Source organism: Clostridium sp. HBUAS56017 (genome assembly GCF_007115085.1).
In the GTDB taxonomy this organism is placed as follows: domain Bacteria; phylum Bacillota; class Clostridia; order Clostridiales; family Clostridiaceae; genus Clostridium; species Clostridium cibarium.
In genome coordinates, this window is the sequence record NZ_SULK01000006.1 from 156,564 (window position 1) to 170,331 (window position 13,768).

Below are 13,768 nucleotides of genomic sequence, written 5' to 3' on the forward strand. Positions count from 1 at the left end.
AACAAAACAAGTTAATTTGAATACATCCCTGAGCTGCACTCCGAAAGATTACAACCAGTAGGCTGATGCCGGATTTGCATCCGTTATAAATGCATGGGTATAAACAATTTACTTAAATTGTCGTACTTTATGAGGTTGTTATTGTGAAATAACAATGAAATTAGGTGGTAACACGTGAGTTATACTCTCGTCCTTTTATAGGATGAGAGTTTTTTTATTTTGAAAACAAAATGGCGCTATTTTTAATATATTAAATAATTTTAAGGAGGAATCATTAATGAAAGATATAGATGAACAATTAAAAATAATAATGAAGGGTGTAGATGAAATAATAGGATTTGATGACTTAAAGAAAAGACTAGGCAAAAAGAAAGAATTAATTGTAAAGCTTGGTCTTGACCCAAGTGCCCCTGATATTCATTTAGGACACACTGTTGTCCTAAGAAAATTAAAGCAAATTCAAGATTTAGGTCATAAGGTTATCTTAATTATTGGTGATTTTACTGGTAAAATAGGTGATCCAACTGGCAAATCTAAAGCTAGAAAAGCCTTAACCACAGAACAAGTTCTTGAAAATGCTAAAACTTACAAATCTCAAATTTTTAAAATTCTAGATAAAACAAAGACAGAAGTTAGATTCAACAGTGAATGGTTATCTAAAATGAACTTTGAGGATGTAGTTAATTTAGGCTCAAAAATAACTGTAGCAAGGATGCTTGAAAGAGATGACTTTAAAAAGAGATATGAAAATCAAATTCCTATATCAGTCCATGAATTCTTCTACCCGTTAATGCAAGGTTATGACTCTGTTGAAATAAATGCAGATATTGAAATTGGAGGAACTGATCAAAGGTTTAACGTTCTTATGGGAAGAATGCTTCAAAAAGAATTTTTTAAAGAACCTCAAGCTACATTATTTATGCCACTACTTGAAGGCCTTGATGGTAAAAATAAAATGAGTAAAAGTTTAGATAATTATATTGGAATTGATGAATCCCCTGCTATCATGTTTCAAAAAGCTATGACGATACCAGATTCACTTATTATAAAATACTTTGAATTAGTAACTGATATTCATCCAGATGAAATAAAAAAAATAAAAATATCCCTTGAAGATAATACAATCAATCCAAGGGATGTAAAAATAAAACTCTCTAAAGAAATAGTAAAACTATACCATGGAAAAGAAGCTTCTGAGATGGCTAAAGAAAGATTTCAAAAAGTTTTTCAAAAAGGGGAAATTCCTAATGATATAGAAGTATTTGAAACTACATTTAAAAACTTTAATTTAGCTGATATAGTTGTACAAAATAATCTTGTTAAGAGTAAAAGTGAATTTAAAAGATTGATATCTCAAGGTGGTGTTAAGATTAATGGCAAAAAGTTAGTAAATATTGAAGAACTAAATTTAACTTCTGAATTAGTCTTACAAATAGGCAAGAAAATATTTTTTAAAATATTGATTAATATGTTATAATTACAAGAATTAACTAATAGGAGGGTAATTATGAAATATCAAGTTATACTATTTGACGCAGATGAAACTTTATTTGATTTTAGAAGATCTGAAAAAGAAGCTTTTAAAAATACTATGCTTGAATTTGGTTTAGAATATAATGAAAGTCACCATTTAAAAATATATCACGAAATAAATACAGCTATATGGAAAGAGTTCGAAGATGGTCGTATTACTCAAGATAAATTGAAAGTTGAAAGATTTAAAAGACTATCTGATAAATTGAATATAAAATTTGATGAAGTAAAGTTTGCAGAAATCTATATGAAACACTTATCAAATGCATCCTTTTTATTCGCTGAAAGTATGAAACTTATTGAAGGTCTCTACAAAAAATATAAACTTGCAATAGTTACAAATGGGCTTAAATCTGTGCAAGATAATAGAATAAAGAAATCTCCTATATCAAAATACTTTCAGTGTATAACAGTCTCTGAAGAAGTTAAGGTATCAAAACCTGATTCTAAAATATTTGAAATTACTCTAGATAATCTAAATTATACTGATAAAAACAAAGTTCTAATGGTAGGAGATAGCTTGAATTCTGATATTCAAGGTGGCATAAACTTTAACATAGACACTTGCTGGTATAATCCTAATAAAAATATAAATAGAACAAGGTTTAAACCTACTTATGAAATCTCTAATTTGATGAAACTTAATAATATACTTAAATAAAATTAGGATGTAGTTATTTCTGTAATGAAACAACTACATCCTTTCTTAATAACATCTATTTAGCTTTTTTTTATATCCTAAACTTATTTATATCTTCACTTAAATTTTCTGCTAAATCCTTAAGATTTTTTGCATTTCCATTAAAATCTTCCATAGTTGCAGATACTTCTTCTGTAGCTGCAGATACCTCTTCTGTGCTTGCTGCAGTTTCTTCAGATATTGCTGAAAGATTTTGCATCTTTTCCATTATAACATCTTTTTCCTTATCAATGCCGATAATAGAATTTTGAACAGTATTAATCATATTTGTTAAATTATCAATTGCCTTAGCTATACTATCAAATGTCGCTTTTGTTTTGTTAACAGCTTCTCCTTGTTCTTGAATTGTTGATTTAGCCTCATTAACTGCTTTAACTGCTACTTGGGATTTATCATCAACTTCTTCTATTAGCTTTTCTATATCTTTTGTAGCTAAGGTTGACTCTTCTGCTAACTTTCTTATTTCATCTGCTACTATAGAGAATCCTCTTCCTGCTTCACCTGCTCTAGCTGCTTCGATAGCTGCATTTAAAGCTAGTAAATTGGTCTGTTCTGCAATTGCATTTATACTATTTATTATTGTTCTAATATTACTTGATGCACCACTCATATCTTTTACAGCTATTTCTATCTTATCTGATGCATTATTAGTGTCTACAGATTTACTCGAAAGTATGTCCATTGCAAATAGTCCGTCTTTAGTCATTTTATCTGTATTTTCAGAAACATTATGCATACTCTTTGCTTGTTCATTTATCTCTTGAAGTTTATATACAAGTTCTTGTAACTCTTCAACTGAAGCTTCAACATCTCTAGCCTGCTCAGTACTTCCAACAGAAACTTGATCAATAGTTTTTGCTATATCTTCCACTGCACTTGTAGTTTGATCACTCATAGTAGAAATAGATACTGCGGTATCAGCTATTGTTTCTGATGATTTTTTTACACTACTTATTAAATCACATATTCCGTCAGTCATACTGTTAAAGCTGTTTGCTAAATCTCCAAATTCATCCTTAGACTTAATATGAAGTCTCTCTGTAAGATCACCCGCAGAAGCTTTACCAAATATTTCCTTTAATTTCTTTATACTATCGTTTATTCCCTTACTAAATACAGATGCAACTATTAAATTTATTGGTAACGCTACAATAAAGAATATGATAAGTAATTTAACGATCTTATTAGTATCTACTTTCAGCTCATTTTCAGGCATAGAAGCCAGTATCTTCCACCCAGTTGTGTTATTAGTGGAATAACTTGCATATTTACTTTCACCATTGTATATATACTCAGTAAAACCTTTAGAATTTTCCTTAACTTCATTCCAATAAGTTTGTTTTGCTGCTGCACCTTCTCCTATAATAGATTTATCTGGATGAGATATTATTACTCCATTAACATCAGAAATATATATATATCCTTCATTACCAACTTTAAACTCAGATATTTTTTCTGCTAACTTATCTAAATTAACACTTATTGAAATAACACCTATTATCTCATTATTATAAGTTACACTCTTTGCTATCCCAACAACTAACTTTCCATTTGATTTATAAGGCTCAGTAATATAAATCTTTTCCTTATTCTCCACTGCTCCTTTATACCAAGGTCTTGAAGTTGGATCATAGCCTGCTTCTGTTTGTTCTTCTGGATATTTTATAGTCTTCTTATCTGTTGTAGAAAATTGTATTAATTCAATATCACCATTAGTATCTTTAATACCTTTTATCAAACTTTTAGCATTGAACTCTAAATCTGGATGTATAATTATTTCTTTAAAATCAATATTATTCGAAAGCATCTCAGTACTTGCAATTAAACCATTAAAATAATTGTCCACTGCTACATTTACTAAGTCAACTTCTTGATTTGTAGTAGCCTTAAGCTTACTATAAAGTATGTTACCAGTCATTTTATAAGTTATCGCACCAAATGATATTAAAGGAACTTGACAAATTACAATTAATATAATCATCAATTTTACTTTAAGACTATTAAAATTTAATTTACTTTTTCCAATTTTCGCTTTATTCATATATAAGCCTCCTAAAAAATCTCATATGTATATTTCGTCTTTTTTCTCGGTATCTTTATATTCTTTTTAATAATTTTCAAATAACTTATTATCATATTTAATTTATCTTTTTATTGCTTGTATATTTTTGTATAAAAGAAAGTCATGCTTATCTAGCACGACTTTCTTTTATTATTCTGCACTTTTAAGGGATTCTATCATATCTATCTTATCAAATCTATTATACATAACTAAATTTACTACTACAGAGAAGAAAATTGTGAGAATTATTGAATACAAGAAATACTGCACTCCGATATGTCTCATAAACATCATAATATTTGTCTCCGCAGTTGTAACTACAAAATTATCTAAGAATATACCTATAAATATTCCAACTAAACTTCCTATAACTGTAAGAATAATATTTTCTCTATAAATATATGATGCTAATTCATTATTATAAAATCCTAGAAGCTTTATTGTAGCAAGCTCTCTTCTTCTCTCATTAATATTTATATTTGTAAGATTATATATTACAATAAAAGCTAAAACTCCTGCTGAAACTATAAGAATTAGTACTACTGAATTTACACTATCCATGCTCCTCCCAAATTCACCATGTACATTACTTTTAAAGCTTACAGAATTTATTTTATCTATACCTTTTAAAATCTTCGACGTATTATCTTCACTGGATTCTGATGTATCATTTAAAAGACCATAAAAGTTATTAACTACTGGAGTTTCACCTATTACATTTCTATAATAATCAGGACTCATATAAACATAATGTTGAATATAATGTTCTGTTATATCCGAAATTTTAACATTATAAACTTTATTGTCTATTTCTAAATCAAAAGTATCTCCTACTTTTTTATCAATAAGTTTAGCAAACTTTTCAGTTACTACTACTCCATCATCACCTAGATTTAGTCCTTTATTCTTACTAGACAACTCAATATAATCATTAAGTGCCCCCTTATCCTCTGGTACAACTAAATAGACATCTTCACTAGATGAATCAACATTTTGTGCTGAAGTGTTCTTTGAATAATAGAATAATACTGAATCTATATTAGAATCCTCCATTATTTTATTTTTCAAATTTTCTTTTTCCTCTAGGCTAATAGTATCTTTCAATGATGCTGTCATTTGATATTTATAGATTTCATCAAATTGTCTTTCTGTAGCTCCTATTATCCCTCCTTTTAGCCCAAAACCTGTTACCATTAATCCAGTGCAAGCCCCTATACCTATAACTGTCATGAAAAATCTTTGTTTATATCTTAATATATTTCTTGCCGTAACTTTTCTTGTAAACTTTAATCTTTTCCATATAAAAGGTATACTTTCAAGTAATATCTTCTTTCCTGCTTTAGGTGGTTTGGGCCTAAGAAGCGATGCTGGAACCTCTCTAAGTTCTCCAATTGTAGCACCAACTGCCGCTATTGTTGTAAATAAAATAGCTATTAAAGATGCTTGTAACGCTAAATTTACATTAAAGAAAGTTATAGAATTAGGCATAGTATATATTGAACTATATGCATTCATTATTAGTGGCGGGAATAACTTAAATCCAAAAGAAATACCTAGTAAGCTTCCAAGTAAACTTGCTGTAAGAGAATATATCAAATAATGACATACTATTGTAAGTCTAGAATATCCTAACGCCTTAAATGTACCTATTTCTATTCTATTCTCTTGAACCATTCTAGTCATTGTTGTAAGACTTACTAAAGCTGCAACCAAGAAAAATATCAGTGGGAAAGCTTTTCCTATATTATCTATCCTATCACTATCTTGTCTATAAGTTTCATAACCTACATTAGCTGTTCTTCCAAGCACATAACATTCTGTTTTTTTTATATTATTAAGCTTTTCTCTATTTTTAATAATTTCAGCTTCTCCATCAGCTATTTGCTTGTTAGCTTTCTCTTCTTCTCCCCTTAATTTCACAGTATTATTTTCTAATTCCTTCTTACCTTTTTCAAGAGAAGTTTTTCCTTCTGATAATTTTTTCAGTCCCTCTTCTCTTCCTTTATTATAATCTACTTCTCCTTGAGATAATTTTACTTTGCCATTCTCAATCTCTGAACTTTTTCTAAGTAATTCTGCTATTTTAGGGTTTTCATTCACTACTGACAACATTCCATTGCTCTTAAGTGCATTATATATGCTATGAAAATCCTTGCCTTTGATATTATTCTCATAAAAGGAGTTTATAGAATTAAATTTAGCAATATATATTTGATTGTTTGGTTCTGAATCTAAAAGATTTTTAGCTTCACTAACTTGTTTTCCTATTACACCTTCAAGCCCTTTTGCTGCTTGTTCTTTACCTGATTCTAATTGATTTTCTCCAGCTAACAAAGCTGCTTTATTATCTTCTAATTGCTTTTTCCCAACAGCCATTTTTTTATTAAATAAGGCTTCATTACTTTTTAATTCTTCTTCACCTTTTATAATCTTTTCATTTGCATCATCTAAAGCCTTATGAGCTTCAGCAAATTTACTTTCCGCTTCCTTTTTGCTGTTGTTTAATTTATCTTCTGCTTCTTGAATTTTTTTACTAGCTGAATCAAGGATATCATTATATCGAATCTCTCCTCTTTCTTCTCCAAAGTTCTTTATATTTTCTTCAATATTTTTTATAGAATTCTTATATTCTTTATTATTAGAAAGGCTTTCCCTAGATTCTTCAACATTTGTCTTTATATACATTTCTGTAAACACTTCACTTTTAAATACTTCTGGAAGTATATATACAAAACCTCTAACGGTACCATTTCCAACAGAACTTAGTTGCCTTTGTGCAGAAATATATAATGGTGATTCAGCAGCTCCAACTATTGTAAACTTGCTATTTGTAAGGTTATCTCCTATGTATTTCTCACTACCTGATTGAAGTTCTAAAGAGTCTCCAATCTCTAATTTATATTCCTTTAAAAACCTGGATTCTACTATAGCTTCATCTGATTTTTCTGGTAATCTACCGCTAACTAACCTTATCTTATTTATTCCATCTTCCTTTGGTACTGAATTAATATTTAGAACTAAGGATTTTTGATCTCTTTCAGTAACTGCATCTAAAGAATATGCACCTTCAGCATCAGCCACTCCATCTAAATCACTTGCTGCTTTCACATCATCTTCAGTTAATCCTAATGTGGAAATCATTTTATAGTCCATAAGTCTATAATCGTCAAAGTAACTATCTCCTGACTTCTTCATATCTGGACTTGTTGCTCTAACACCTGCATAAAATGACACACCAATAGCTATAATTATCACAATAGATAAAAACCTTGAAAGTGTCTTTTTTATATCTCTAAATAAATTTTTAAAAAATGTATTTTTCATCTTATTACCACTCTATACTTTCTATAGATACTGGATTGGTATTAGATTTAATACTTTCAATCTTTCCACTTTTTACTGTTATTATTTTATCTCCAATAGGTGCTATAGCTGAATTATGAGTTATTATAACAACTGTCATATTGTAATTCTTTACTGTATCACAAAGAAGCTTCAATATGGATTTACCTGTGTTATAATCAAGGGCTCCTGTAGGTTCATCACAAAGAAGCAACTTAGGATTTTTAGCAAGTGCTCTAGCTATAGATACTCTTTGTTGCTCTCCCCCAGATAATTGTGACGGAAAATTGTACAATCTATGTTCAAGTCCTACATTCTTTAGTACCTCAACTGGTTCTAGTGGATTCTTACATATTTCTACTGCTAACTCCACATTTTCCACTGCATTCAAATTTTGAACTAAATTATAAAATTGAAATACAAAACCTATCTCTTCTCTTCTATATTTAGTAAGCATTTTATTATTATATTTACTAATATCATTACCATCTACCAAAATACTTCCTTCTGTTACATGATCCATACCACCTAAAAGATTAAGTATAGTAGATTTTCCTGCTCCACTTGCTCCGAGAACTATAACTAATTCTCCTTTATCTATGGAGAAAGAGACATCATCAACTGCCGTTATGGCCACTTCCCCCATAGTGTAGCTTTTTTTAACGTTTTTCAATTCTATAAAACTACCCATAGTTTTCCTCCCACGATTTTGCTGTGAACCATAGTTCTCTTTTGATTTTTAAAATTACTGTTGCCTATTTAAGCAACAGATTCTAATTTTTAAATATTTACTTTATCTTCTATGTCTTTGAAAAAAATATCTATTACAGATATTATTAATTTTCTAACAACTTCACCATCCTCTCTCTCCTTAACAATAATAGAAATACTTTCTACAAGACTGTTAGAAAGTAAGTATATAATAAAATTATCACTTAAAGTCTTCCCTCGTTTTGATAATTCATATATCGTCACTTCCGTCACTGTTCTAGTTACAAAATCCACAAAATATGATTTGCAATTCTCATACTTAGAGCCTTGACTTTTATTAAGTAGTACAGCAATTTCAATACTACTTTCTCTAAAAATTTCCATTACTTTTTCTGTAATCTTATAAAATATATCGCAAGCTTTTTCATTTAGCTCAACTTTACCCAATTCATTAATATAGTTCATAAGCCTATTATATACAGATCCAATAATATTTTCATATAGGGCTTCTTTGCTATCAAAATATTTATAAAGATTTCCAACAGATGTATTTGAATTTGCAGCTATACGCCTTATAGAGGCTCCTTTATATCCTACGTTTTTAAACTCTTTTAGAGCTTCTTTCTTTATTTTATCTCTTACTTCTTCTTTTAAATATTGCATTAGAAAACCCCCGTTCTCTTTTAAAATTTTACGCTTACTTTTACTCTTTTGTCAACGAAAAACTTAACAATTAAATAAAAAAATAGTAGCATCATTTCTAATTGATAGCTACTATTTTCTTTATAAATTTTAAACTAATCTATTGCACGCCATTCTTGTTCAGTATCACTTACTTGAACTCTCACATATTTTTTTGCCATTACCTTACCTTTAAAAATATTTGTTACAACAAATGTAGGCATTATTTTCTGCTCACTCCCTGCAGTTACTACTAAGGCACTTGGATACATATACATTGTATTATAATTACTAAAATAAACATATTGTGTTTTTATAAATGCAGGATTATATTGTGAAAACTCATCCTTTGAAACTTGTAAACTAAATTTACCTGTTGAATCAGTAGCTACTTTTTTTTGAATAGTTGTTCTTGGCATTTCTAAACTTATGGACACTATTTGATTAGCTATAGGTGTATTATCTGTATTAGTTACAGTTCCTTCAACGCTAAAACCATTTTCTATTATCTTTCCTGGACTAGGTTGCTTATATAAAACAAATTCATCATAAAGCTTATCTGCAGGCAAATTCCTTATTTGAGCACAAGCATCATCTTCTCTAAACCAAATACCATAATTATTAAAATCAAAATCATTGTCACTAACTGATGTAATTTTTACATTTTTTATATTCATTGGAACATTAGCCATAACTTGACGAATATCCCAATCTGACCAATTACCCTTGCTATCTTGAACTCTAGACAATATAAAATAAGTTCCAACTTCATTTACTTTAAATGTATAACTTTTAGAATCCGATATAACACTATCAGTAATTATGTTTCCATCCTTTTTAACTACAATTTCTCCTTTAGTTATAGAATCTCCACTATCTGCATCAGTTGAGTTAGCCCAACTAATATTATATTCTGTTCCAATTTTAATTAAATTTGAAAATGAAGTGTTTAATTTGCATACTGGTCTTGCACTACCATCTGCTGGCTCTATAGATAATGTAGCATTATAAACATTTGATAACGCTCCTTTAGAATCTTGAACTTGAAATAACATTGTATACTGAGCTGCTGTTTTGAATTGTGTCACAAATCCAATAATATTTTTATTAGAATCAACTAGTGTTTGAACAATTGAATCTTGTGGAATTCCAGCAACAGTTATATTAGTAATACTATCTCCATCTGGATCATAAGTATAGTTTGTCCCATTATATGACATAAGCCATGCAATTTGAGTATTAGTTGTAATTTTACCGTTAATCTCCGAATCCGGATTTAATACAGCATACGCTAAATTAGCTACTGGAGGCCTATTAGCGCTTGCTTCTTCACTATTCAAAGTACTCATTAACATTTTAGAATTACTAGTTTTTTCAATAGAATTAACACTCTTATCTGGTGTAATAGTAGTTTTAATTTCATTAGAATTATTTAATTCCAAATCATTAACATTAATCTTCTCAAGTTGATCAAGATTAACGTTACTACCTTCCACATTTATTGTTTTACTAGGTAATTTAGTAGCTGCTGATGTTTTATTACTTGGAACTATTATTGATAAAAACAAAAATAATACAGCTACTACAGTTGACATTTTTTTCATATCTTTCCCCTCCTATATTATAATTTCTATTATATTATCGAGAAGTTCTTTCAATATATTATACTTTTTGTATATTTTTTCTGATTTTTCTATATTTTTTTAAAAATGAAATAACTTTCATAGTATCTTAATCATTATTTTAGACAAACTAATATCATAAAGAACTTAGCAGATGAAGCAGAAATATATTTTCAAAAATATATTTTCATGAAACTTTAACATAGGTGAAATACCTACGTTTTAGCAAATGTACAATTCTATAAAGTTAGGAAAATTCCCATTATAGTCGATTAGCAATTTATTATAATGAGATTCCAACTTATTTTATAGGGTTAAGCTAAGATTGATTTAGGTGATGTAATTATCATATATAGCCGTGAGGTTATATATGGTGGTGTAATTATCTACTTTGGTCGAACAAAGTATCTTTATGGGTAGTGAACTGTTTAATTATAGTCGAAAGATTATAATTAGATATTAAATTATCTATATGGGTGTGAGTTACGCTGTTAAGTTCTTTATTTAGGAACATGGGTAAATTTTTCTTAAACTTACCTATGTTCCATTATTTTTATTTAAAAATTAACTAAATAAAATTTTGATTATCTTTATATTATGCTACAGAAAAACTCCATGACTTTTGAAAACAAATTACCAATAGCAGGATGTACTTCCTTTACCGCATACATTACTTCATTAATCTTAGCAGGTGATTTAAATAAATAAGTCCCTGAAGCACTCTGATTATAAACGCCAACTATTCCCTTAGTAACCCCGCCTATAGCTATATCAGCCATAGCATATCCTCCAAATGCAAAATATTTAGCAGCTGCAAATCCTCCAATACTGGCAAATCCTGATAATGCTAATCCTCCAACCGATAATATACCAGAAATAGAACAACCACCTATCCCTATAAGCAATCCAAGAGATAATGCTCCAAAGCTCAAAGCCCCGACAGAAACAACTCCCATAGATATAACTCCTATAGATATTGGACCAAATGCTATTATTCCCTTTGCCACACCAAAGCTACTTCTGTTCTTTATTATATGAACTAATGGAATTCCAAATATTTTTCTCTTAGATTTATACTCATATTCATATTTACCAGAAGAATTATATATAAATTCTTCACTTTCAATACCAAGGTTCTCTCTAAATTCCTTTGCTACTTCTACTGGATCTCCCATAAGCTTATATGGATCATCTTCACCAGTTTCTTGTTGCTTTTCAATCAAGGATGTATAAATATCTTCATTAATTCTTCCTGATTCTTCCCCATCTATACCAATGTACTTTAATACTTTTTTCGTATATTCCTGAAATTCTTTATTCATAATATATCCTCCCATTTTTATATTTTATTAAAAATCGAATTTGTAGTATTATTAAAATTTCTCCAAGTTTCCAATTGTTCATTTAACGCTTCCTTACCTTTTTCAGTTATACGATAATACTTTCTTGGAACCTTTTTGTCATCTTCACTAACAACTCTGTAATTTTCAATCCAACCACTATCCTCCAACCTATACAATATTGGATATAATGTTCCCTCTTTCAGCTTATAATATCCTCTGCTAATTTGGTCTAGCTCTTGTATTATCTCATATCCATACCTATCTTTATTACTGATAAATTTAAGTACAATTATCGAAAGAACTCCTTTTTTAAGTTGATTATCAAGTTCAGGCATTCTCTTACCTCCATACTTAGTATTACTAAGTACATTATAATACTACGCACAATATGCTTCAATATGTAAGCACATCAATATAATGGCACTTAATTTAAACACGCACAATCTAAATTAATAATGGCATTTTATCCAATAACATCTCCCGCACCTCTCCCCTTCAGTTATGATATTATGAATATACTAAATATTTATTAAGGAGAAGGTAGTATGACCTTAAAAGAAAAAATAAAAGAACTCCCATCTTCCCCGGGAGTTTATTTAATGAAAGACTCTCTTGATAATGTAATTTATGTAGGGAAATCAAAAAATCTTAAAAATAGAGTTGCTTCATATTTTTATAATTCAAAATCCCACTCATCCAAGATTCAAAAATTAGTTAAAAATCTAAAAGATTTTAACTATATAGTTACTGATACAGAATTTGAAGCTTTCATACTGGAATGCAAATTAATTAATAAACTAAAGCCAACATACAATAAACTAATGAAAAATACTAAATCCTATTCTTATATACAGATAAAAATAAAAGAAGAATATGCTGATATTAACATTTCTAATTGTTACAACCTTAATGATGGACATCTTTATTTTGGTCCATATACTAATAAGAACACTTTAGAAAAGAGTCTTAAATCCATTAAAGAGTTTTATAATATTATGTGTAGTATCAATTTAAGAAAGCAAAAATCTTGTTTAAATTACTCTCTAGGTTTATGCATTGGTATGTGTTTAGATAACAATAAGAGAAAAGACTATAACTTAATAGTAAATAAAATAATTAACTTACTAAAGGGAGTGGATATTAGTATACTTAATGAAATAACTGATAAGATGAATGCTTCATCTGAAATGTTAGATTTTGAAAATGCTCTTAAATATAGAAATTATTTAGAATCAATAAAATATCTAATTTATAAAGCTAAGGTTCTAGATTATGCAAAGGAAAACAAAAATATAATTCTAATTCACCCTTTAAATAATAATACTTTTAAATTCTTTATTATTAAGGGCAATAAAGTACTTTTTAGCAAAAAATATTTATTAAAAATTCATAATGAAGAAAGTGTAATATCCCTTTTAATTGAAAATATTTTATTCCATTATAAAAATAGCACCATAGAAAATATGATGCCTATTGAGAAAGATTTAATAGATGAGTCTGAAATAATTTATAACTATATTAAAAACAACTCTAATGACTGCAAACATTTTGTGCTTCCAGAAAAATGGTTAAACACTACTGATACTGCAATAGTCTATAATTCACTTAAAAATCTGCTTTTGTCAAAATTAAATTATAAATCTAGCTAGTCTTTTTTATGAAGCACTAAAAATAACCTTTTAGTGCTTCATTATGTGTGCCCAGCATGGGCACGTACTAGTCGGTGAAAGTCCGATATGGGGGTTGATAGTGCCAACCATTAGCTTAAGACAAG

Annotated in this window: 10 protein-coding genes and 1 other annotated feature (1 of these 11 running past the window's edge); of the genes, 3 read left to right on the forward strand and 7 right to left on the reverse strand. The window is 28.8% G+C overall.

Going from position 1 to position 13,768, the window contains the following annotated elements:
* Positions 1–198: a binding site (T-box leader), on the forward strand; it begins 67 nt to the left of the window's first position.
* Positions 199–277: 79 nt separating this feature from the next.
* Entirely contained in the window at positions 278–1,477 is a 1,200-nt protein-coding gene (gene tyrS, locus FAY47_RS07805) for a tyrosine--tRNA ligase (protein WP_143316133.1), read from the forward strand.
* Positions 1,478–1,507: 30 nt separating this feature from the next.
* A complete protein-coding gene (locus FAY47_RS07810; protein ID WP_143316134.1) occupies positions 1,508–2,194 on the forward strand; it encodes a YjjG family noncanonical pyrimidine nucleotidase in 687 nt (228 codons plus the stop codon).
* A gap of 70 nt (positions 2,195–2,264) precedes the next feature.
* Here the strand turns inward: FAY47_RS07810 and FAY47_RS07815 are convergent, their stop codons facing one another.
* From FAY47_RS07815 to FAY47_RS07845, 7 genes are all read right to left on the reverse strand, one after another.
* Complete coding sequence (locus tag FAY47_RS07815; protein WP_143316135.1) at positions 2,265–4,274, reverse strand: methyl-accepting chemotaxis protein; 2,010 nt, start codon at positions 4,272–4,274, stop codon at positions 2,265–2,267.
* A gap of 171 nt (positions 4,275–4,445) precedes the next feature.
* The gene (locus FAY47_RS07820) at positions 4,446–7,619 is read right to left on the reverse strand and encodes an FtsX-like permease family protein (RefSeq protein ID WP_143316136.1); all 3,174 of its coding nucleotides are present in this window, start codon (positions 7,617–7,619) and stop codon (positions 4,446–4,448) included.
* Between the two features lie 4 nt (positions 7,620–7,623).
* The gene (locus FAY47_RS07825; RefSeq protein ID WP_143316137.1) at positions 7,624–8,328 is read right to left on the reverse strand and encodes an ABC transporter ATP-binding protein; all 705 of its coding nucleotides are present in this window, start codon (positions 8,326–8,328) and stop codon (positions 7,624–7,626) included.
* Positions 8,329–8,417: 89 nt separating this feature from the next.
* On the reverse strand, positions 8,418–9,011 hold the full coding sequence (locus tag FAY47_RS07830; RefSeq protein ID WP_143316138.1) for a TetR/AcrR family transcriptional regulator: 594 nt from the start codon (positions 9,009–9,011) through the stop codon (positions 8,418–8,420).
* Positions 9,012–9,145: 134 nt separating this feature from the next.
* Positions 9,146–10,633, reverse strand: a complete 1,488-nt coding sequence (locus tag FAY47_RS07835) for a carboxypeptidase-like regulatory domain-containing protein (protein ID WP_143316139.1) — start codon at positions 10,631–10,633, stop codon at positions 9,146–9,148.
* Positions 10,634–11,241: 608 nt separating this feature from the next.
* The gene (locus tag FAY47_RS07840) at positions 11,242–11,973 is read right to left on the reverse strand and encodes a hypothetical protein (RefSeq protein WP_143316140.1); all 732 of its coding nucleotides are present in this window, start codon (positions 11,971–11,973) and stop codon (positions 11,242–11,244) included.
* Positions 11,974–11,990: 17 nt separating this feature from the next.
* Positions 11,991–12,329: a PadR family transcriptional regulator gene (locus FAY47_RS07845; protein WP_143316141.1), complete on the reverse strand. Its 339-nt coding sequence runs from the start codon at positions 12,327–12,329 to the stop codon at positions 11,991–11,993.
* Positions 12,330–12,539: 210 nt separating this feature from the next.
* Here FAY47_RS07845 and FAY47_RS07850 point away from each other — a divergent pair, with 210 nt between their 5' ends.
* Positions 12,540–13,643, forward strand: coding sequence for a GIY-YIG nuclease family protein (locus FAY47_RS07850; protein ID WP_143316142.1), 1,104 nt, complete (start codon positions 12,540–12,542; stop codon positions 13,641–13,643).
* Positions 13,644–13,768 lie beyond the last annotated feature (125 nt).

Excerpts from the sequence above, each read along its gene's own strand:
- FAY47_RS07840 (WP_143316140.1), bottom strand. The coding sequence starts at position 11,973 with ATGAATAAAGAATTTCAGGAATATACGAAAAAAGTATTAAAGTACATT.
- FAY47_RS07820 (WP_143316136.1), bottom strand. The coding sequence starts at position 7,619 with ATGAAAAATACATTTTTTAAAAATTTATTTAGAGATATAAAAAAGACA.
- FAY47_RS07835 (WP_143316139.1), bottom strand. The coding sequence starts at position 10,633 with ATGAAAAAAATGTCAACTGTAGTAGCTGTATTATTTTTGTTTTTATCA.
- FAY47_RS07850 (WP_143316142.1), top strand. The coding sequence starts at position 12,540 with ATGACCTTAAAAGAAAAAATAAAAGAACTCCCATCTTCCCCGGGAGTT.
- FAY47_RS07815 (WP_143316135.1), bottom strand. The coding sequence starts at position 4,274 with ATGAATAAAGCGAAAATTGGAAAAAGTAAATTAAATTTTAATAGTCTT.
- FAY47_RS07845 (WP_143316141.1), bottom strand. The coding sequence starts at position 12,329 with ATGCCTGAACTTGATAATCAACTTAAAAAAGGAGTTCTTTCGATAATT.
- FAY47_RS07825 (WP_143316137.1), bottom strand. The coding sequence starts at position 8,328 with ATGGGTAGTTTTATAGAATTGAAAAACGTTAAAAAAAGCTACACTATG.
- FAY47_RS07810 (WP_143316134.1), top strand. The coding sequence starts at position 1,508 with ATGAAATATCAAGTTATACTATTTGACGCAGATGAAACTTTATTTGAT.
- FAY47_RS07830 (WP_143316138.1), bottom strand. The coding sequence starts at position 9,011 with ATGCAATATTTAAAAGAAGAAGTAAGAGATAAAATAAAGAAAGAAGCT.
- tyrS (WP_143316133.1), top strand. The coding sequence starts at position 278 with ATGAAAGATATAGATGAACAATTAAAAATAATAATGAAGGGTGTAGAT.